Here is a 21,536-nt window from a genome sequence, read left to right on the forward strand (position 1 = left end):
TCAGAGCGTGCGGCGACAGAGTTGTTCAATATCAGCCAGTAATGGCGTGACGGATTTACCGGTCAGGTGAGCATCGACCGGCAGATACCACCAGTCAGGCTGAGCAAAGTCGCGGCATTTCACCGCGTCTTTTTCGGTCATCAACAGCTGCTGGCCTGTCTGGAGTAATCGGGTCAGCTCATCCTCGCTGTAGGCATGATGATCGGCAAAGGCGATCTCTGCAACTGGCGTGATGCCCTGCTTTTTCAGCGTGGTGAAAAAACGGGGAGGATGGCCTATACCGGCCATCGCAACTACCGCACCCAGTTGCTCAGCTGGACAGGTTTCCCCGGTCAGGAGATTGGTGGCCAGCCCGGGCTGAAGCTGCATGGCAATCTCGTCGGGCTGCGCGTCGCCACCGTTGATGATGACGGCATCAACCTGCCGCAGACGAGAAGCGCGTTCGCGCATCGGACCTGCGGGCAACCACCAGCCATTGCCAAAGCGTCGTACGCCATCCACCACCACGATCTCGCGATCGCGCTGCAGGGCGTAATGTTGCAGGCCGTCATCAGTGATGACCACATCCAGCGAGCCCTGTTGCAGTAATGCTTCAATCGCCTGTCGCCTTCTGGGCGCCACCGCGACCGGCGCCCCGGTGCGCTGAGCGATTAAAACCGGCTCATCACCGGCCTGTTCCGTGCTGGTCTGTGCGGTGACCAGCAAGGGATAGTGATCCGCCTTGCCGCCATACCCTCTGGAGACGACGCCAGCACGCAGGCCGCGCTGCTGCAACGCCTCAACCAGCCAGATCACCACCGGCGTCTTTCCGTTGCCGCCGGCAGTGAGGTTACCCACCACCACGACCGGCAAAGGCGCGCGCCAGCTTTTACGCCAGCCACGCCTGTAACTGAAACGTATCAGGGCCGTGATCGCACCATACAGCAGGCTGAATGGCCATAGCAGTAGCCATAGCGGTGAGCGACCACTCCAGATACGTTCAATCATTGGCCGAATTGCATCTTATGCAGTTGTGCATAGGCACCGCGTTCTGCCAGCAACACCTGATGCGTACCGCGTTCTACAATCTGACCATCTTCAATGACCACGATTTCATCCGCTTTCTCAATGGTTGAGAGGCGGTGCGCAATCACCAGCGAGGTACGGTTCTTCTGCAACTCATCAAGTGCAGACTGAATGGCGCGTTCTGACTCAGTATCCAGCGCAGAGGTCGCTTCATCCAGGATCAGAATCGGACAATCACGCAGCAGTGCGCGGGCAATAGCGATACGCTGACGCTGACCGCCAGATAACAGCACGCCATTCTCGCCAATCACTGTATCCAGGCCTTTATCCATCTTATTGATAAAGTCCATGGCATGCGCCATGGTGGCTGCCTGCTCGATCTCTGCACGGCTGTATTGCTCACTCCGCGCATAAGCGATGTTATTGGCAATGGTGTCGTTAAAGAGATGCACATTCTGCGACACCAGCGCGACCTGATTACGCAGCGAACGCAGGCTGTACTCTCTCAGGTCATGTCCGTCCAGCAGGATTTCGCCCTGCTGAATGTCATAAAAGCGGGTCAGCAGGCTCGCCATCGTCGACTTACCAGAACCTGAACGGCCCACCAGCGCCACCGTTTTTCCTGCTGGCAGTGACAGATTGATATTACGCAGTGCCGGAATATCACGGCCCGGATAGGTAAAGGTCACATCACGGAATTCGATATCGCCTTTCGCCCGGGTCATTTCGCGTGTGCCATTGTCCACTTCCTGCTCACTGTCCAGAATAGAGAACAGCGTCTGACAGGCCGCCATGCCACGCTGGAACTGGGCATTAACGTTGGTCAGCGACTTAAGCGGGCGCATCAGGGCAATCATCGAGGAGAAGACCACGGTAATCGTCCCGGCGGTCAGCGTATCCATGACGCTTGGGAAGCTCGCGGCATAAAGTACAAACGCCAGTGCCAGCGATGCGATGAGCTGAATAATGGGATCCGAAATGGAGGATGCTGATACCAGCTTCATTCCCTGCTGACGCATACGGTTACTGACGCGGGAAAAGCGCTCCGATTCGATTTCCTGACCGCCAAAAATCAGCACTTCTTTGTGACCTTTCAGCATCTGCTCAGCGCTGGTTGTCACCTGACCCATGGTGTTCTGCATACTTTTGCTGATAGTGCGGAAACGCTTTGAAACAGTACGGATCGCAAATGAGACGATGGGTGCCAGAACAATCAGGATCAACGACAGCTGCCAGCTGTAGTAGAACATCATAACAAACAGGCCAATAATGGAAGCACCTTCACGCACCACCGTCACCAGCGCGCCGGAAGAAGAGGAGGCGACCTGCTCGGAATCGTAAGTAATGCGTGACAACAGGGTGCCGGTCGACTGCTGGTCAAAGAATGAAACCGGCATTCCCATCATATGGCTGAACAGCCGACGGCGGATATTCATCACGACATTGCCTGAGACCCAGGAGATGCAGTAGCTGGAGATATAACTGGTCACGCCGCGTACCAGCATCAGGCCAATGACCACTAACGGCAGCCATAGCATCACCGACCTGTCAGCTTTACCAAAACCATCATCCAGTAATGGTTTCAACAGTGAGAGCATTAAGGCGTCGCCCGCAGCATTGATAATCAGGGCGACTGAAGCCGCAATTAATCCCGCTTTATTAGGCGCGATCATCGGCCAGAGTCGGCGAAACGTCTGCCACGTAGAGAGATCTTTATCTTGATGCATTATTTATTCACGCTGTTGGAAATAGCCGGCCATTCTACCTGGATTCGCGTTTGACGCCAAACCACTGATGATACCAACGGGGCATTAATTGTTCCCGTAGGGTGTAAACCTGCACGCTGCCCTGCTCTATCCTGATACTGATTTGTCCGGACTGGCCCGTATCCAGCCATCTAAAACCGGCTGTTCGATAGTTTTCCAGAACACTTTTCGCGGGCATACGCCATGCGTTGTAGCGTGCGAGCGAGGCAATCGCGGTGTGTCCGCCGGTTTTGCGCAGCAGCAATGAGGTCGACGAGGTACGGCTGCCGTGATGCGGTACCTGCAGAATATCCACCTTCAGCCCCTGCTTTTCCAGCGCCACCAACTGACGTTCCGCTTTCGCTTCAATATCGCCGGTTAACATCAGCCGGACCTGACCATCATCAACGATTACCACACAGGAATCGTTATTGTCACCCGGCAAAGGTGCCGTTAGCGGCCAGACTACCTGAAAGTGGAGTTGCCGCCAGCGCCACTGCGTGCCGCGTACGCAGGGTAAATGCGTTTTCTCTGCCAGCGCGCTTCTGACTTCTACCGCTGGCCAGCGTTGCGTAATCGCCTCCAGCCCGCCGGTATGATCGAGATGTTTATGACTCAGGATGATCTGTTTTAACCGTAACTGTTTGCGCTCCAGCCATGGAATGATTACCCGACTCCCTGCGTTGTCGTTCTGCCAGCGCGGCCCTGTGTCATACATCACCGCCTCCTTGCCCTGACTGATCACCAGGCTTAATCCGTGCCCGATATCCAGCATATCAATGCGCCAGCCCGGCTCCTGATGGGACTGGCGACTCCATATCATCGCCAGCGCCAACACACAGCTGCTCAATGGCAAAGAAAAGAAGAACTGCGCACGCCAGAGAATCAGACTTCCCCATACCATAATCGTAAACCAGGTTGTGCCACTCAGCGGCCACCATCCTGGCGGCAGTAAAGCCAGAGAATGAAACAGTGCACGTACTGAGAGATCGGCCGCCCCCCAGAAGAAGCCCGATACAGGCGCCATCGGCAGCAGCAACGCGAACGTTATCAATGGCATGGTAATGAACGAGATGACCGGAATTGCCACCAGATTTGCCAGCAGTGCGGTCAGGCTGATCCCGTTGAATATCGCTACCTGCAACGGCACCATTAAAATCATCATGCCCATCTGCAAATGCAGCAGTTGTACCGGAATCCATCGCTTTTGATGACGGAATCGTGCAGGCAAGGGAAACCAGTGGTACCAGACCAGCAGCATGCCTACAGCCAGAACCGAGAGCCAGAAACTGTCAGACAAAACGGTCAGCGGATCCGTCACCAGCAGCAATGCAATACAGAAGGTCCAGACCTGCCAGCTATTGAGTTGTACACCTGCAAACCGTGTTATTGCCCACAGCGTCAGGGCCAGCAATGCACGCGCTGCGGGAGGCTGTGCTCCTGAGAGCCAGGTATAGGTTGCAGCAAATAGCCAGCTTACGATAAGCGGAAGGAGATAGCCGATACGCCGGGCTGGCAGGATAAATTGCACCCCACGCGTAATGATCCAGCCGGTGCTGGCGGCCAGGGCGATATGCATGCCCGATATCGCCATTAAATGCGCAGTACCGGTATCCCGAAGTAACTGGCGAGTCTGCTGGCTCATTTCATCCCTGATGCCAAAGGAGAGTGCCTCCAGCGTGGCACGTGCAGGCATGGAGTGGGTCCTGTCGCGATGCCATAAAATAAATCGCCAGCGTCCATTACACTGTTCGCTAACGGCAACCTGATTAAGGATCCTGCCCTGGAGCGGCGTATTATTAGCCAGAGCAAAACGCTGCGCATCGAAATCGCCCTCATTGAGACGAGCATGGACTGGTCTCAAACGAAGTCGCATCGTCCAGCGTTGTCCCGGACAATAAGTTTCCGGATCAGTATCGAAATAAAGCCAGGCATAGCGGGGAGGGAATATCATTCTGCCCTCTTCTTCCAGCAGCCGAACCCGGATTTGCTTTCTCTCTTTCCGCAGTTCACTGATCTCAAGCGTAAAGGTGGCGGGACGTACGGAGAGCTGATCAATATCCCGCACCATCAGACGGGCATCGTTAAAAGCCCATGCCAGCAACAGCAGCGTAATACCGGTCCAGCGAAAGGATGGGTAATGGCAATGGAGCAGAGCGAGGCCCATCAGTACCAGCATCACCATCATCTTACCTGAGGGCAGTTGGGCCATTAGCAATAGCGGTAATGTTGCAACGATCACCAGTCGCGCCAGAACGGTCCATGTCAGCATAATCGTATCCATTGTTTCAGTTCGATTATTCTGGGCAATTGAGGTGAAACTAACAGGGAACAATCAGGCAGGCTGGAGCGCCCTCACAAACAGAATGCGGCCTTGCAGTGTTGACGACAGTAATCTGGATATCAGTGCTCAGCCTGAATAGCAGGCAAAAAAAAACGACATCCGGAGATGTCGTTTATTGGGTTCGGTATCGGCTTAGCCGTAGATGTTTGCGCGATCGCGCAGCTCTTTGCCTGGCTTAAAGTGGGGAACGTATTTACCTTCCAGATCCACTTTGTCACCCGTTTTCGGGTTACGTCCAGTACGAGGAGCGCGATAGTGCAAAGAAAAGCTGCCGAATCCCCGGATTTCGATGCGCTCGCCCTGTGCCAGCGTAGTGGCCATGTGCTCAAGCATCTCTTTGACTGCATCCTCAACGACTTTCGCCGGTATATGAGTATGCTGTCCCGCCAGTCTTTCGATCAGTTCTGACTTGGTCATGTAACCTCCGGTTTATCCCTACAGGAATGTATGACAGCTTTTACCGAAACCGGGTGGTTGCCCACCCGGTGCTTCAGGTCGATTACTCGCCTTTAGCCGCTTTAAACGCTTCAGCCATAGCGCTAGAGAAATTGCCTTCTTCCTGTTTGGTGTTAACAGTATTGATAGCTTCTTTCTCATCAGCCTGGTCTTTCGCACGGACAGACAGGCTTACGACACGGTTTTTACGATCAACGCCGGTGAACTTAGCTTCAACGTCGTCGCCAACGTTCAGAACCAGAGTTGCATCTTCAATGCGGTCCAGTGAAGCTTCAGAAGCGCGCAGGTAACCCTCAACGCCGTCTGCTAATTCAACTGTAGCACCTTTAGCATCAACTGCAGTCACTTTACCGGTGACGATGGCACCTTTCTTGTTCAAAGTGATGTAGTTGTTGAACGGATCTTCTGCCAGCTGTTTAACGCCCAGAGAGATACGCTCGCGCTCTGCATCAACCTGCAGTACAACGGCAGCGATTTCGTCGCCTTTTTTGTACTCACGAACGGCTTCTTCGCCAGTCGCGTTCCAGGAGATATCAGACAGGTGAACCAGACCGTCGATGCCGCCATCCAGGCCGATGAAGATACCGAAGTCAGTGATTGACTTGATTTTACCTTCAACACGATCGCCTTTGTTGTGCGTCTCAGCGAACAGCTGCCATGGGTTAGATTTACACTGCTTCAGACCCAGGGAGATACGACGACGCTCTTCGTCAATGTCCAGAACCATAACTTCAACAACATCGCCTACGTTAACAACTTTAGACGGATGGATGTTTTTGTTGGTCCAGTCCATTTCAGACACGTGTACCAGACCTTCAACGCCTTCTTCGATTTCCACGAAGCAGCCGTAATCAGTCAGGTTGGTAACACGACCGGTCAGGCGGGTGCCTTCCGGATAGCGTTTAGCGATAGCAACCCATGGATCTTCGCCCAGCTGCTTCAGACCCAGAGAAACACGGGTACGCTCGCGGTCGAACTTCAGCACCTTAACGGTGATTTCGTCGCCCACGTTAACGATTTCGCTTGGATGCTTAACGCGTTTCCATGCCATGTCAGTGATGTGCAGCAGGCCATCAACGCCGCCCAGATCAACGAATGCACCGTAGTCAGTGAGGTTCTTAACGATACCTTTAACTTCCATGCCTTCCTGCAGGTTTTCCAGCAGCTGATCGCGCTCTGCGCTGTTTTCGGATTCGATAACCGCACGACGTGAAACCACGACGTTGTTGCGTTTCTGATCCAGCTTGATCACTTTGAATTCAAGCTCTTTGCCTTCCAGGTGCAGCGTATCGCGCACCGGACGCACATCTACCAGTGAACCTGGCAGGAACGCACGGATACCGTTGAGCTCAACTGTGAAGCCGCCTTTAACTTTGCCGTTGATAACACCGGTAACAGTTTCAGCGTCTTCGTAAGCTTTCTCCAGCGTGATCCATGCTTCATGGCGCTTCGCTTTCTCACGGGACAGCAGGGTTTCACCGAAGCCGTCTTCCACTGCATCCAGAGCAACATCAACTTCGTCGCCTACCTGGATTTCCAGTTCGCCGGCTGCGTTCTTGAACTGCTCTGCAGGAATTGCAGATTCAGATTTCAGACCCGCATCAACCAGAACGACATCTTTGTCGATAGAAACGACGATGCCACGAACGATAGAACCCGGGCGGGTTTCGATTGTTTTTAAGGATTCTTCAAATAGTTGAGCAAAAGATTCAGTCATATTGATAATCTTCAGGATTCTTCAATTTAACGTCCATCTGACTTCATGTCGGATGGGGTTGTTTCACATGCCCGGCACCTGATCCATGGTACAGGGTGATAAATTCAGTTAAGCCGTAATACCCAGCTTCTCGCGGGCATAGTGTAGCGCTTTTTCGATGACTTGATCGATAGACATCTCGGTAGAGTCCAGAACCAGTGCATCGCCAGCGGCTACTAAAGGTGCGATTGCGCGGTTGCGATCGCGGTCGTCGCGTTCTTTTATCTCGGCTAAAAGGCGGTCAAAGTTAACATTAAAGCCATTGTCCTGCAACTGTAGCATACGGCGCTGAGCACGTTCTTCCGGACTGGCATCCAGGAAAATTTTCACTGGCGCCTCCGGGAAAACCACGGTGCCCATGTCTCGTCCATCAGCAATTAATCCCGGCAGCTCGCGGAAACCGCGCTGGCGGCGTAATAACGCTTCGCGCACCCGTGGAAACGCGGCAACACGTGACGCGGTGTTGCTGACCTCCTGAGTACGGATTTCACCGGTAACATCTTCACCTTCAAGGATGACCTGCATGTCACCATTTTGTGACACAAAGCGCACATCGAGGTGTGCAGCAATCGGCACAAGCGCTTCTTCAGATTCGATGTCGACCTGATGATGCAACGCGGCTAATGCCAGCACGCGATAAATAGCACCGGAGTCCAGCAGATGCCACTGCAGCGATTCTGCCATCGCTTTACACAGTGTTCCTTTTCCCGCTCCACTTGGCCCATCAATAGTTATGACCGGGGCAGTTACTGTCATTATTCCCTCCTGTTGCTGCGTGCTTCCTGACCTTTCGGTCACCATTAATGACTCGCATTATACGCTGCATAGCGCGGCTTGGTTACTGTTTCGCACTAACCGGGTTCGTAATTTTAGTTAATTCAGAGGATCGCTGGGCCGTTACAGCCAGATTAAATCCGGGGAGATCCGGTGCGGAACCGCACCGGAAGAGAGAGATATCAGGCGCTCTGGCTGATTTTAGCCAGCTGAACGAAGTAGTCCGGGAAGGTTTTAGCTGTACAGCCAGGATCAAGAATGGTCACTGGCGTATCTGACAGTGCTACCAGAGAAAAGCACATTGCCATACGGTGATCATTGTAGGTGCCAATATCAGCATGCTTTAGCGTCGCAGGTGGGGTAATACGGATGTAGTCATGACCCTCTTCGACTTCCGCGCCGACTTTACGCAGCTCTGTCGCCATTGCGCTCAATCGATCGGTCTCTTTTACCCGCCAGTTATAAATATTACGTAACTGGGTGGTGCCTTCTGCAAACAGCGCCGTGGTGGCAATGGTCATTGCAGCATCCGGGATATGGTTCATGTCCATATCAATGGCCTGCAGCTTTCCAGCCGTACAGGCAATGTAATCATCGCCCCATTCGATCGCAGCACCCATCTTTTCCAGCACGTCAGCAAACCGAATGTCACCCTGCATACTCTGGCGTCCGATACCGGTGACCCGGACCGTTCCGCCTTTTATGGCTGCAGCCGCCAGGAAATAAGAAGCGGAAGAGGCATCACCTTCCACCAGGTAATCGCCCGGTGACTGATACTGCTGCTGTCCCTTAATCAGGAAACGCTGATAGCTCTGATTCTCAACGTCGACGCCAAAGCACTGCATAAGATTGAGCGTAATGTCGATGTAAGGTTTGGAAACCAAATCACCTTTAATCGTGATGCAGGTATCCTGCTGCGCCAGCGGCGCGGTCATCAGCAGCGCCGTCAGGAACTGACTGGAAACACTGCCATCCACACTGACATCACCGCCGGTAAAACCACCGCGTAAACGCAGCGGCGGATAGTTTTCGTTTTCCAGGTACTCAATGGTTGCGCCACCCTGACGAAGCGCATCGACCAGATGCCCGATTGGACGCTCTTTCATGCGGGGTTCGCCGGTCAGTTCGATATCGTGCGCGCCCAGGCAAAGCGCGGCAGCCAGCGGACGCATAGCGGTGCCGGCGTTGCCCAGAAACAGTGACAGCGGTTGAGATGCGTTCAGTGGTCCTGCATTCCCCGTGACTTCACACACGGTACGATCGTCTGAAAGCGTATAGCTTACGCCCAGCGCGGTCAGCGCATTCAGCATATGCTTTACATCGTCGCTGTCGAGCAGGTTGGTGAGACGGGTAGTGCCTTTAGCCAGCGCAGCCAGCAACAATGCGCGATTAGAAACGCTCTTAGAACCTGGCAGGTTCACGGTGCCATCGACACGCGAAATGGGTTGGAGAGTCAGGGAGTCCTGCATGTGAAACGAAATCCTCAAAAATACAGAGACCTCGCCGTGTGACGAGGTCTGGCATCAGCATTAGTGCTGATATTTTAATAATCAGCCGTGGCGACGTTCAAAATCGACCATGAAATCGGTCAGCGCTTTCACACCTTCCAGCGGCATCGCATTATAGATAGAGGCGCGCATACCGCCTACTACACGATGTCCTTTAAGCGCATGCAATCCCGCCTTAAATGACTCTTCCAGGAACAGCGCATCCAGTGACGCATCCGCCAGCTGGAAAGGAATGTTCATGCGTGAACGGTTTCCTGTCGCCACATCATTACGGTAAAAACCACTGTGATCGATGACGCCATAAAGCAGGTCAGATTTTGCCTGATTAATACGATCAATTTCAGCGACACCGCCCTTCTCTTTCAGCCATTTAAATACCAGCCCCGACAGATACCATGCAAACGTTGGTGGGGTGTTAAACATCGAATCGTTATCGGCCAGTACTTTGTAATCGAGGATTGAAGGCACTGAGGCATGCGCCTGGCCCAGCAGATCTTCACGCACAACCACCAGCGTTAATCCGGCCGGGCCTACATTTTTCTGCGCACCCGCATAAATCACGCCATAACGACTCACATCGATCGGACGAGACAGAATGGTAGAGGAGAAATCAGCAACAACGGTTTTACTGCCGAAGTCAGGCTGTTCATCAATGGCGATGCCATCAATGGTTTCATTCGGGCAAAAATGCAGGTAAGCGGATGCCTCACTTACCGCCCATTCGCTCATCGGCAGGATAGCGCGTTTACCGTCGCGGGTTGTTTTGACATCCAGCGTGCGTGGGGAACAATACTTTTCCGCTTCTTTTATTGCGCTATGCGCCCAGTAGCCGCCATCAACATAGTCAGCAGTTGTCGCCTGACCAAGCAGATTACCGGGTACAGCAGCAAACTGCGCGCGCGCGCCGCCATGACAGAATAAAACTTTGTAATTGGCCGGTATTTTTAGCAGATCACGGAAGTCCTGCTCTGCTTCTTCAGCTACCTGAATAAACTCTTTACTGCGGTGACTGATCTCCATTACAGAGGTACCCAGACCGCGCCAGTTCGTCAGTTCCTGTTCTGCACGACGAAGGACTTCAACCGGTAGCATCGCCGGGCCAGAGCTAAAATTATAAACTTGCGTCATTTCCCCTCACCACTGTCATATCGAACGGTTATGAATAACCATTCGGTTTTATCACTGCATACTGATAGCTGCAATCATAAATCAGGGCGCGGTCACATTTTCTGAATATGCCTCGCCGGAGGTTATGTTACCAATGCAAACCAGCGCGGAATTTTGTGAGGCTTCATCCAGCACCATTAATCCACGTTTGGCCTGAGAGCCGATGTGATAAAAACTAAGCCCGTAAAAATGTCCCGCCCTGATAGCGGTCTGTAAGCAAAATCCGTATCATTGCGCGCTTTACGCACCCCATGACAACAGAGAGAGCGGCACTATGACGCAAACATTTATCCCGGGCAAAGATGCCGCACTGGAAGACTCCATTGCGCGTTTCCAGAACAAGCTGCAGGATCTCGGCTTTAACATTGAAGAAGCTTCCTGGCTGAATCCTGTTCCCCATGTCTGGTCAGTGCATATCCGCGACCGCGATTGCCCGCTCTGCTTTACCAACGGCAAGGGCGCCAGTAAAAAAGCTGCGCTGGCCTCTGCACTGGGCGAATATTTTGAGCGTCTCTCAACTAACTACTTTTTTGCTGACTTCTGGCTGGGCAAAAAGATCGCGAACGGCGACTTTGTTCACTATCCCAATGAAAAATGGTTCGCGTTACCTGAGGATGATTCCTTACCTGAAGGCATTCTGGATGCGCGCCTGAACGCGTTTTACGATCCCGACAATGCTCTGACGGCTTCCGGCCTGATTGATCTGCAGTCTGGCAATGCTGAGCGCGGTATCTGCGCCCTGCCGTTTACCCGCCAGTCGGATCAGCAAACGGTTTACATCCCGATGAATATCATCGGCAACCTCTATGTCTCAAATGGCATGTCCGCAGGTAACACCGCGAATGAAGCACGTGTTCAGGGCCTGTCTGAAGTGTTTGAGCGCTACATCAAGAACCGCATCATCGCGGAAGCAATCAGCCTGCCTGCGATTCCTGATGAGGTGATGCAGCGTTATCCGGAGGTGATCGAAGCGATTGCCCGCCTTGAAGCGGAAGGCTTCCCGATTTTCGCTTATGACGCCTCGCTGGGCGGTAAATATCCGGTGATTTGTGTGGTGCTGTTTAACCCGATCAACGGAACCTGTTTTGCCTCCTTTGGTGCCCATCCCGATTTTGGTGTGGCACTGGAACGAACTGTCACTGAGCTGCTGCAGGGCCGAAGCCTGAAAGATCTTGATGTGTTCACGCCACCGACTTTTGATGATGAAGAAGTCGCTGAACATGCCAATCTGGAGACCCATTTCATTGATTCAAGCGGTCTGATCTCATGGGATCTGTTTAAAGAAACAGCGGACTATCCCTTTGTTGACTGGTCATTTGCAGGCAGCACCGAGCAGGAATTCTCCACACTGATGGCCATCTTTGCCTCGGAAGATCAGGAAGTCTATATTGCTGACTACGAGCATCTGGGTGTCTATGCCTGCCGCATCATCGTACCGGGGATGTCTGATATCTACCCTGCCGAAGATCTCTTCCTGGCGAATAACAGCATGGGCGCTGGCATTCGTGAAACCCTGCTGGCCCTGCCTGACAGCAACTGGAATCCGGAAGAGTATCTGGATCTGATTGGACAGCTTGATGATGAAGGTTTTGACGACTTCACTCGCGTTCGCGAACTGCTGGGTCTGGCAACCGGTAAAGACAACGGCTGGTACACACTGCGTGTTGGCGAATTAAAAGCGATGCTGGCGCTGGCGGGCGGCGATCTGGATCAGGCACTGATCTGGACAGAGTGGACAATGGAGTTTAACAGCTCCATCTTTACGCCAGAGCGGGCTAACTACTATCGTTGTCTGCAGACTCTGCTGTTACTGGCAATGGAAGATGAGCGTGATCCGCTGCAGTATCATCACGCCTTCCTGCGTATGTACGGTGAAAGCGCGATGGAAGCAGCCTCAGCCGCCATCAGTGGTGAACATCCATTTAACGGTCTGCAGGCCGTTGATGATGAACTGCAGGCATTCCCGGCCCATCAGTCCCTGCTTGCTGCTTACGAAAAACTGCAGGCGGCTAAGCGTCTCTACTGGAAAAATGCGTAAGTTATAACGCGACTGATCCAAAAAGAGGATTAACATGGCACCGGCGTTTTCTGGTGCCATAATTTTCTGCCTTCCTTGTGGAACATTAGCTGTATTAAAATCCATTCAATTACATCAAATCATTTTAAATAACATATCAGCCATTAATTACTCATCAGGCAGGCCCTTCAAAAAGGGTAAGTCTTTTTACATTAAAAAAATTTTGCATTTTTAAAATTTATTTAACTAAATAAATTCAAAAAGTTAGAGATTTATTTCGCTTTTCCTCTGCGATTTACAGGCTGCCACGTCGGCAAACATGATCCATATCAATTCCTGACCTATATTCCTTTGTTAGTATTTTTCCAGACAACTTCTGGAGTAAGTTAGTGTGAAAACTGACAACCCTTTTAATCTTTTATTACCAGCCGCAATGGCGAAAGTGGCCGAAGACGCCGGTATCTATAAAGCAACCAAACATCCCTTCACCACCTTCTTTCTGGCGATAAACGCTGGCGTATTTATCTCCATCGCATTCGTTTTTTATATTACAGCGACCACCGGCAGCGGCACGATGCCCTATGGCATAGCCAAACTGATTGGCGGTGTCTGTTTCTCACTCGGCCTGATGCTGGTCGTCGTGTGTGGCGCTGACCTCTTTACTTCTACTGTCTTAATCGTCGTCGCCAAAGCCAGTGGCCGCATCAGCTGGGGACAGCTGGCCCGCAACTGGATTAACGTTTACGCCGGTAACCTTGCAGGTGCCCTCTTCTTTGTCGCCCTGATGTGGTTTGCCGGACAGCATATGGTCGCGAATGGCGCCTGGGGATTGAATGTCCTGGAAACCGCCGATCACAAAATGCATCACACATTCATCGAAGCGGTTTGTCTGGGTACGCTGGCGAATTTGCTGGTCTGCCTCGCCGTCTGGATGAGTTACTCCGGCCGTACCCTGACCGATAAGCTGGTGGTAATGATTTTGCCTGTTGGCATGTTTGTCGCCAGCGGTTTCGAGCACAGCATCGCCAATATGTTTCTGATTCCTTATGCCATTGTCATTCGCGACTTCGCGGCACCTGAATTCTGGCAGGCTGCTGGCACCACGGCGGCACAGTTTCACTCGCTTACCGTGAGCAACTTTATTCTCGACAACCTGATTCCTGTGACCATTGGCAACATCATTGGCGGCGGCATTCTGGTTGGGTTGACCTACTGGGTTATCTATCTCCGTAAAGGTGACCAGGTCCATTAAACACATTTTGACGGCACAGGACGTTGACTGTGCCCGACCGTAAAGTCTCTTCATATAAGGCAGGTATATTATGACCGAACTTAATGCAAAACTGGCTTCAGCATGGGAAGGATTTGCTGAAGGCGAATGGCAGAATAGCGTCAATGTGCGCGACTTCATTCAGAAAAACTACACTCCTTATGAAGGTGATGAGTCGTTCCTGGCGGGCGCAACTGAAGCGACCACTAAACTGTGGGAAAGCGTGCTGGAAGGCATCAAAATTGAAAACCGCACCCACGCGCCAGTTGACTTCGACACCGACCTCGCCTCAACGATTACCTCGCACGACGCAGGCTACATCAATAAGTCGCTGGAAAAAATCGTTGGTCTGCAGACTGAGGCACCATTAAAACGCGCGCTGATTCCTTTTGGCGGCATCAAAATGGTCGAAGGTTCATGCAAAGTCTATGGCCGTGAACTCGATCCTTCACTGAAAAAAATCTTCACCGAATACCGTAAAACGCATAATCAGGGCGTGTTCGACGTTTACACCCCGGACATCATGCGCTGCCGTAAATCAGGTATCCTGACCGGTTTACCCGATGCCTATGGACGTGGCCGCATCATCGGTGACTATCGTCGCGTGGCTCTCTACGGCATCGATTTCCTGATGGCGGATAAATTCTCCCAGTTCGCCTCTCTGCAGAACGATTTAGAGAATGGCGTGAATCTGGAAGCGACCATTCGTCTGCGTGAAGAGATCTCGGATCAGCATCGTGCGCTGGCGCAGATTAAAGAGATGGCCGCAAAATATGGCCACGACATTTCGGGCCCGGCAACCAATGCCGTTGAAGCCGTACAGTGGACTTATTATGGCTACCTTGCTGCCGTTAAATCACAAAACGGTGCTGCCATGTCCTTTGGCCGCGTCTCAACCTTCCTGGATGTTTACATCGAGCGTGACCTTAAAGCCGGTAAACTGACTGAAGAACAGGCACAGGAACTGATTGACCATCTGGTCATGAAACTGCGTATGGTTCGCTTCCTGCGTACTCCTGAATATGATGAGCTGTTCTCAGGTGACCCAATCTGGGCAACCGAATCACTGGCAGGTATGGGCGTTGATGGCCGTACTCTGGTTTCAAAAAGTACCTTCCGCTTCCTGAATACCCTGTACACCATGGGTCCTTCACCTGAGCCGAACATGACCATTCTGTGGTCAGAAAAACTGCCAATTAATTTCAAAAAATATGCCGCTAAAGTCTCAATCGACACCTCATCTCTGCAGTATGAGAACGATGACCTGATGCGTCCTGATTTCGACAATGATGACTACGCCATCGCCTGTTGCGTCAGCCCGATGATTGTCGGCAAACAAATGCAGTTCTTTGGTGCACGTGCAAACCTGGCGAAAACCCTGCTCTACGCAATCAACGGCGGCGTGGATGAAAAACTGAAAATGCAGGTTGGACCGAAAGGCGACAAAATCAGCGATGATGTGCTGGACTTCGACACCGTCATGGAGCGTATGGATCACTTCATGGACTGGCTGGCAAAACAGTATGTGACTTCGCTGAACATCATTCACTACATGCATGATAAGTACAGCTACGAAGCAGCGCTGATGGCCCTGCATGACCGTGACGTCTATCGCACCATGGCGTGTGGCATCGCTGGTCTCTCCGTTGCTGCGGATTCACTGTCTGCGATTAAATATGCCAAAGTGAAACCGATTCGTGATGAAGATGGTCTGGCGATCGACTTCGACATCGAAGGTGAATATCCACAGTTCGGTAACAACGACTCCCGCGTTGATGACCTGGCCTGCGATCTGGTTGAACGCTTCATGAAGAAAATTCAGCAGCTGACCACCTATCGTAATGCCGTGCCGACACAGTCTGTTCTGACCATCACCTCAAACGTGGTGTATGGTAAGAAAACCGGTAACACACCGGATGGACGTCGTGCTGGTGCACCGTTTGGACCCGGTGCTAACCCAATGCATGGCCGTGACCAGAAAGGTGCGGTGGCTTCACTGACTTCCGTCGCGAAACTGCCGTTTGCCTATGCGAAAGATGGCATCTCTTATACCTTCTCAATCGTGCCAAACGCGCTGGGTAAAGATGATAACGTGCGTAAAACTAACCTTGCCGGTCTGATGGATGGTTACTTCCATCATGAAGCGAGCATCGAAGGCGGTCAGCACCTTAACGTCAATGTCATGAACCGTGAAATGCTGCTGGACGCGATGGAGCATCCAGAGAAGTATCCGCAGCTGACCATCCGCGTTTCCGGTTATGCTGTGCGCTTTAACTCCCTGACTAAAGAGCAGCAGCAGGATGTGATTACCCGTACCTTCACACAGTCACTGTAATCACGGCTCAACCCGATATAAAAAGGCTCCTCGCGGAGCCTTTTCCTTAAAAGTCTGTTTTGTTGGTCATCTTTATCAAGGTTCCCACCAGAATCGATTTCCTGCCCTGAGCGCAACAGAGATTGCGCCGTCTGTCCCGGCAGACTCACTGGAGAACACATCGCAATGTCAGTTAACGGTCGTATCCACTCATTTGAATCCTGCGGCACCGTCGATGGTCCCGGCATCCGTTTTATCACCTTCTTTCAGGGCTGCCTGATGCGCTGCCTCTACTGCCACAACCGCGACACCTGGGATACCCACGGCGGCAAAGAGATCAGCGTTGAAGCGCTGATGGCGGATGTGCTTTCCTATCGCCATTTTATGAACGCCTCTGGCGGCGGTGTTACGGCCTCTGGTGGTGAAGCGATTCTTCAGGCTGAATTTGTGCGCGACTGGTTTCGCGCCTGTAAAGCGGAAGGCATTCATACCTGTCTCGACACGAACGGTTTCGTACGCCGCTATGATCCGGTGATCGATGAACTGCTTGATGTTACTGACTTAGTGATGCTCGACCTGAAACAGATGAATGACGATGTGCATCAGATTCTGGTGGGGGTCTCTAATCACCGTACCCTGGACTTTGCCCGTTATCTGCAGAAAAAAGGCAAGAGAACCTGGATCCGTTTCGTTGTCGTACCGGGCTATTCCGATGACGATGACACCGCGCATCGCTTGGGCGAATTCACCCGTGATATGCAGAACGTTGAGAAGATTGAATTGCTGCCCTATCACGAACTGGGTAAGCATAAATGGATTGCGATGGGTGAAGAGTACAAGCTGGATGGCGTAAAGCCGCCGGGTAAAGAGACGATGGAGCGCGTGAAAAACATTCTCGCCAGTTACGGCCACGAAGTGATGTACTAACAATCGGCCACAAAAAAGGGAGCTTAATGCTCCCTTTTGGCCAAATGGCGATCAGGCATGTGCCACTGGCGTAGCCTGATGATTCGTTTTGCGCAGCAGCATAACCAGATAAATCAGCGCCACAGCCGCGATCATCACGAACAATAGCTGGTCAGAATAATTCTGCATCAGAACAGAGGTCATTGCCGGTCCAGCCAGACTGCCTACGGTATAACTCATCAGCAACGCCTGGTTCATTGCAACTAGCTCATGGTGGGCGACCGTCTCACAAGCCCAGGACATCGCCACCGGATAGAGTGTGAAGCCTGCCAGGCCCAGCACAAACAGCGCAGGCGCCATCGCGGCATTGGTCAACATGGCCATCGCGCCCAGGATAACGACAAAAACCTGAACCCGTAGCACCAGCATGCGACCAAAACGATCAGCCAGGCGGCCAACGGGCCACTGGCCCACAATACCTGCGCTGACCAGCAACGCCATCCAGTAACCGACATTTGCGTCACTCATTCCCTGATGTGACAGGTAAAGCGGCATCAGGCCATAAAGCGAGCCCAGAAGGATGCCAGAGATGATGCAGCCATTAATACCCAGGCGGGAACTACGACGACGCAGCATCGGCCAGATGCGGGCCGGAGCCGCCTCTGTCGCTTCACCATTACTGGAAACGCGGGTAAAGACCAGCGGCAGCACGGCGCAGAAGACCAGCGAGGTTACCCACGGGATCACGCTGAGTAATTCCGTAGAGAGTTTGCTGACCAGTAACTGGCCGGTCACAGTACCGATGTAATAGACAACCATGTAGGCCGCCAGCAGTTGTCCGCGATTACGCACCGTGCCGCTGCACAGAAGTGCGCTCTCAACCACCACCCACATCAGCGCACAGCCGACACCCGCGATGAATCGCATTGAACTCCAGGCCCAGAAGCCCGACATCATCGCCAGGCACAGGGTCGCGACGGCAAACATCACGGTAGCCAGGTAATAGCTGCGATTGAAGCCGTACTGTCTGATTAACCAGCCAGCCAGCAGCGTGCCTGCGAGATTACCGGTGTAATAAGACGAACTTACTATACCCACCTGCCAGGTTGTCAGTAAGTCATGCGTCAGCCACAGTGGAACGAGCGTATTCAGCACGGCAATTGCGACAGTCATTAACATCAGGCCGCAAAGCAGCAGTATCACGGGGCGTGACCAGGTTGACATAGTGGATAGAAACCAGAGCAAATGAAGGAAATTGCGCGCAGTTTGCCATTAGCTTTTTTAAAGTCAACGGAAGGAATTTAACGGCAGCACATTTTGCTGCCCGACAATTTAATTTACAAATCTTCAGTGGGTTACAATCGTCTTAAGCGACATAGGGCTAAATGCTATCTCTATGAAAAATTAGGTTTTTAAGCACTCCAGCACATCTGTTATCGATAACGTTTATTTGTGATTAAATCAGCGAGATATAAATCCTATTTTTCAGATGCAGGACATAAAAAAACCCGGCCATGGCCGGGTCTTAAGATGCCTGATTGCTTAGCCGATAATTTCGACGCCCTTCATGTAAGGGCGTAAAACTTCCGGTACGGCGATGCGACCATCTTCCTGCTGATAGTTTTCCAGCACTGCCACCAGGGTACGGCCGACGGCCAGACCTGAACCATTCAGGGTATGAACCAGACGCGGCTTCTTATCCTGTTTGTTACGGCAACGCGCCTGCATACGACGCGCCTGGAAATCACCCATGTTGGAACAGGATGAAATCTCGCGGTAGGTGTTCTGCGCCGGTAACCAGACTTCCAGATCGTAGGTTTTAGTCGCTCCGAAGCCCATATCGCCGGTACAGAGTAAAACCTTGCGGTATGGCAGGTTCAGCAGTTGCAGAACTTTTTCAGCGTGGCCGGTCAGCTCTTCAAGCGCCTCCATAGACTGTTCCGGGGTAACGATCTGCACCATCTCAACTTTGTCGAACTGGTGCATACGGATCAGACCGCGTGTGTCACGACCGTAAGAACCCGCTTCGGAACGGAAGCACGGTGTATGTGCGGTGAGTTTAACCGGCAGGGTATCTTCTTCGAGGATCTCGTCACGCACCAGGTTGGTCAGCGGCACTTCCGCGGTAGGAATCAGTGCATAGTTGCTGCTGTCTGACTCCTCTTCCAGCGGACGGGTGTGGAACAGGTCTTCGCCAAACTTAGGCAACTGTCCGGTACCGTAAAGGGTTGCGTGGTTAACCAGGTAAGGCACGGAGGTTTCAAGGTAGCCATGCTGCTCAGTGTGCAGGTCAATCATAAACTGACTCAGTGCACGGTGCAGGCGGGCAATCTGCCCCTGCATGACAACAAAGCGCGAACCGGTCAGTTTCACGGCAGCCGCAAAATCCAGGCCTTTAGCCGCTTCACCCAGCTCAACGTGATCTTTAACCTGGAAACTGAACTCGCGCGGCGTACCCCAGCGGCTCACTTCCTGGTTTTCGCTGTCATCTTTGCCCAGCGGCACTTCGTCTGCCGGAATGTTCGGCATTGCCAGCGCGAAGTCACGAATTTGATTCTGCAGTTCGTCCAGTTCTGCTTTAGCGGCATCCAGGCGTTCGCCCAGCGCATTCACTTCCTGGCGCAGCGGCTCGATGTCTTCCCCACGTGCTTTGGCCTGACCGATGGATTTGGATCGGGAGTTACGCTCTGCCTGCAAATTTTCTGTTTCCACCTGCAGTACTTTGCGACGCTCTTCAAGCGAACGCAGCGTTTCCACATCCAGTTTGTATCCCCGGCGTGCCAGTTTTTCTGCGACTGCGTCTGGCTCGTTACGCAGCAGATTGGGATCGAGCATGCTTATCCTGTGTATAAAAAGTTGGTTGAAAGAAGGGACGCATTCCTGTGGAATGCGTTGAAAACATTGCCCACATTACCGTAAGGTCTGTTTCAGCGGTAGCGTTTTGTCGGGCTATTTTGATCCTGCTCAGCCAGCCAGCTTAGCTTTTCACCAATCTTACCCTCAAGCCCGCGCTGGGTTGGCGTGTAATAGCGCGTGCTGGCCAGTTCCTTTGGAAAATAGACTTCACCGGCAGCATAGGCGTTGGTTTCATCATGAGCATAACGGTACTCTTTGCCCAGCCCCATCTCTTTCATCAGCTTAGTCGGCGCGTTGCGCAGATGTTCCGGCACATCGTAATCAGGATTATCACGCGCATCACGCATCGCGGCTTTAAAGGCGTTATAGACCGCGTTACTTTTCGGCGCACAGGCCAGATAAACAATGGCCTGAGCGATGGCGCGCTCCCCTTCTGCCGGACCCACGCGCGTGAAGCAATCCCAGGCTGCAATCGCCACCTGCATACCGCGTGGATCGGCATTGCCGACATCTTCGGAGGCGATAGCCAGCAGCCGGCGTGCCACATAGAGCGGATCGCCGCCTGCAGTGATGATGCGCGCATACCAGTAGAGCGCTGCATCTGGCGCGGAGCCGCGAACCGATTTGTGCAGCGCCGAAATCAGATCGTAAAAACGATCGCCTTTGTTATCAAAACGCGCGGATCGCTCACCCGAGACTTCGTTAAGCAACTGAGGCGTCAGTTCACGCTGACCTGAGGCGGTGGTTTCGGCCATATCTGCCATCATTTCCAGCGTATTCAATGCCCGGCGTGCATCACCATTAACCAGTTCAGCAATCATCCTGCGGGTATTATCCGGCAGCACGATGTCACTCTCGCCATAACCTCGCGCTTTATCCTGCATCGCCTGATCCAGCACCTGCTCAATATCTTCGAGCGTCAGTGATTTCAGCAGGTAAACGCGGGCGCGTGACAGCAATGCGGAGTTAAGTTCGAAAGAGGGATTTTCGGTGGTGGCACCAATAAAGGTGATGGTGCCATCTTCAATATGGGGCAAAAAAGCATCCTGCTGGCTCTTGTTGAACCGATGGACCTCGTCCACAAACAGAATAGTGCGCCGTCCGGCGTGTTTGTTCTGTCGGGCACGCTCAATGGCTTCACGGATCTCTTTCACGCCGGAGGTCACTGCAGAGATACGCTCTACATCGGCATTACCGTAATGCGCGATGATCTCAGCCAGCGTGGTTTTGCCGGTCCCGGGCGGTCCCCATAAGATCATTGAATGCAGATGCCCGGCTTCAATCGCACGCGGCAGCGGTTTACCCGCGCCCAGCAGATGCTGCTGACCAATGTACTGTTTCAACGTTTCTGGCCGCATACGTGCGGCCAGAGGTTTGAAATTCTCGGTGGAAAAATCCAGGGACAGGTTACTCACCGT

The 21,536-nt window shown here is 52.6% G+C and carries 15 protein-coding genes; 4 read left to right on the forward strand and 11 right to left on the reverse strand.

What is annotated here, in order from left to right:
- The 8 genes from lpxK to serC form a co-directional block, all read right to left on the reverse strand.
- Positions 1–987, reverse strand: coding sequence for a tetraacyldisaccharide 4'-kinase (gene lpxK, locus EE896_RS12885; protein WP_008925846.1), 987 nt, complete (start codon positions 985–987; stop codon positions 1–3).
- On the reverse strand, positions 984–2,732 hold the full coding sequence (gene msbA, locus EE896_RS12890; RefSeq protein WP_003849365.1) for a lipid A ABC transporter ATP-binding protein/permease MsbA: 1,749 nt from the start codon (positions 2,730–2,732) through the stop codon (positions 984–986). The genes lpxK and msbA overlap by 4 nt, the downstream gene beginning before the upstream one ends.
- Positions 2,733–2,766: 34 nt before the next feature.
- Entirely contained in the window at positions 2,767–5,022 is a 2,256-nt protein-coding gene (locus EE896_RS12895; RefSeq protein ID WP_140915847.1) for a DNA internalization-related competence protein ComEC/Rec2, read from the reverse strand.
- Between the two features lie 204 nt (positions 5,023–5,226).
- Positions 5,227–5,511, reverse strand: coding sequence for an integration host factor subunit beta (ihfB, locus tag EE896_RS12900; protein WP_003849360.1), 285 nt, complete (start codon positions 5,509–5,511; stop codon positions 5,227–5,229).
- Positions 5,512–5,593: 82 nt separating this feature from the next.
- A complete protein-coding gene (rpsA, locus tag EE896_RS12905) occupies positions 5,594–7,267 on the reverse strand; it encodes a 30S ribosomal protein S1 (RefSeq protein ID WP_003849352.1) in 1,674 nt (557 codons plus the stop codon).
- 108 nt (positions 7,268–7,375) lie between these two features.
- Complete coding sequence (gene cmk / locus EE896_RS12910; protein ID WP_008925844.1) at positions 7,376–8,062, reverse strand: (d)CMP kinase; 687 nt, start codon at positions 8,060–8,062, stop codon at positions 7,376–7,378.
- Between the two features lie 200 nt (positions 8,063–8,262).
- A complete protein-coding gene (gene aroA, locus EE896_RS12915; protein ID WP_039660933.1) occupies positions 8,263–9,549 on the reverse strand; it encodes a 3-phosphoshikimate 1-carboxyvinyltransferase in 1,287 nt (428 codons plus the stop codon).
- 81 nt (positions 9,550–9,630) lie between these two features.
- Positions 9,631–10,716, reverse strand: coding sequence for a 3-phosphoserine/phosphohydroxythreonine transaminase (serC, locus tag EE896_RS12920; RefSeq protein ID WP_140915846.1), 1,086 nt, complete (start codon positions 10,714–10,716; stop codon positions 9,631–9,633).
- Positions 10,717–11,029: 313 nt separating this feature from the next.
- On the opposite strand from serC, the gene ycaO reads away from it, so the two are divergent.
- The 4 genes from ycaO (at position 11,030) to pflA (ending at position 17,283) form a co-directional block, all read left to right on the forward strand.
- Complete coding sequence (gene ycaO, locus EE896_RS12925; RefSeq protein WP_140915845.1) at positions 11,030–12,793, forward strand: 30S ribosomal protein S12 methylthiotransferase accessory factor YcaO; 1,764 nt, start codon at positions 11,030–11,032, stop codon at positions 12,791–12,793.
- A gap of 370 nt (positions 12,794–13,163) precedes the next feature.
- Positions 13,164–14,024, forward strand: coding sequence for a formate transporter FocA (gene focA / locus EE896_RS12930; RefSeq protein WP_003849342.1), 861 nt, complete (start codon positions 13,164–13,166; stop codon positions 14,022–14,024).
- A gap of 70 nt (positions 14,025–14,094) precedes the next feature.
- Entirely contained in the window at positions 14,095–16,377 is a 2,283-nt protein-coding gene (pflB, locus tag EE896_RS12935; RefSeq protein WP_033761664.1) for a formate C-acetyltransferase, read from the forward strand.
- A gap of 165 nt (positions 16,378–16,542) precedes the next feature.
- Positions 16,543–17,283 carry a pyruvate formate lyase 1-activating protein gene (pflA, locus tag EE896_RS12940; RefSeq protein ID WP_008925842.1) on the forward strand — a complete coding sequence of 247 codons (741 nt, stop codon included), beginning with the start codon at positions 16,543–16,545 and terminating at the stop codon, positions 17,281–17,283.
- Positions 17,284–17,334: 51 nt separating this feature from the next.
- Here pflA and EE896_RS12945 read toward each other — a convergent pair whose 3' ends face one another.
- The 3 genes from EE896_RS12945 to EE896_RS12955 all read right to left on the reverse strand — a co-directional run bounded on the left by EE896_RS12945 (position 17,335) and on the right by EE896_RS12955 (position 21,533).
- Entirely contained in the window at positions 17,335–18,486 is a 1,152-nt protein-coding gene (locus EE896_RS12945) for an MFS transporter (protein ID WP_003849339.1), read from the reverse strand.
- Positions 18,487–18,804: 318 nt separating this feature from the next.
- Positions 18,805–20,097: a serine--tRNA ligase gene (gene serS, locus EE896_RS12950; RefSeq protein WP_008925841.1), complete on the reverse strand. Its 1,293-nt coding sequence runs from the start codon at positions 20,095–20,097 to the stop codon at positions 18,805–18,807.
- Between the two features lie 92 nt (positions 20,098–20,189).
- Positions 20,190–21,533 carry a replication-associated recombination protein A gene (locus tag EE896_RS12955; RefSeq protein ID WP_003849336.1) on the reverse strand — a complete coding sequence of 448 codons (1,344 nt, stop codon included), beginning with the start codon at positions 21,531–21,533 and terminating at the stop codon, positions 20,190–20,192.
- Between the last annotated feature and the right edge of the window lie 3 nt (positions 21,534–21,536).

The organism is Pantoea eucalypti (assembly GCF_009646115.1).
GTDB classification, from domain to species: Bacteria; Pseudomonadota; Gammaproteobacteria; order Enterobacterales; family Enterobacteriaceae; genus Pantoea; species Pantoea eucalypti.

Coding starts and splice junctions, on each gene's coding strand:
- lpxK (WP_008925846.1), bottom strand. CDS start 987: ATGATTGAACGTATCTGGAGTGGTCGCTCACCGCTATGGCTACTGCTA.
- msbA (WP_003849365.1), bottom strand. CDS start 2,732: ATGCATCAAGATAAAGATCTCTCTACGTGGCAGACGTTTCGCCGACTC.
- EE896_RS12895 (WP_140915847.1), bottom strand. CDS start 5,022: ATGCTGACATGGACCGTTCTGGCGCGACTGGTGATCGTTGCAACATTA.
- ihfB (WP_003849360.1), bottom strand. CDS start 5,511: ATGACCAAGTCAGAACTGATCGAAAGACTGGCGGGACAGCATACTCAT.
- rpsA (WP_003849352.1), bottom strand. CDS start 7,267: ATGACTGAATCTTTTGCTCAACTATTTGAAGAATCCTTAAAAACAATC.
- cmk (WP_008925844.1), bottom strand. CDS start 8,062: ATGACAGTAACTGCCCCGGTCATAACTATTGATGGGCCAAGTGGAGCG.
- aroA (WP_039660933.1), bottom strand. CDS start 9,549: ATGCAGGACTCCCTGACTCTCCAACCCATTTCGCGTGTCGATGGCACC.
- serC (WP_140915846.1), bottom strand. CDS start 10,716: ATGACGCAAGTTTATAATTTTAGCTCTGGCCCGGCGATGCTACCGGTT.
- ycaO (WP_140915845.1), top strand. CDS start 11,030: ATGACGCAAACATTTATCCCGGGCAAAGATGCCGCACTGGAAGACTCC.
- pflB (WP_033761664.1), top strand. CDS start 14,095: ATGACCGAACTTAATGCAAAACTGGCTTCAGCATGGGAAGGATTTGCT.
- pflA (WP_008925842.1), top strand. CDS start 16,543: ATGTCAGTTAACGGTCGTATCCACTCATTTGAATCCTGCGGCACCGTC.
- EE896_RS12945 (WP_003849339.1), bottom strand. CDS start 18,486: ATGTCAACCTGGTCACGCCCCGTGATACTGCTGCTTTGCGGCCTGATG.
- serS (WP_008925841.1), bottom strand. CDS start 20,097: ATGCTCGATCCCAATCTGCTGCGTAACGAGCCAGACGCAGTCGCAGAA.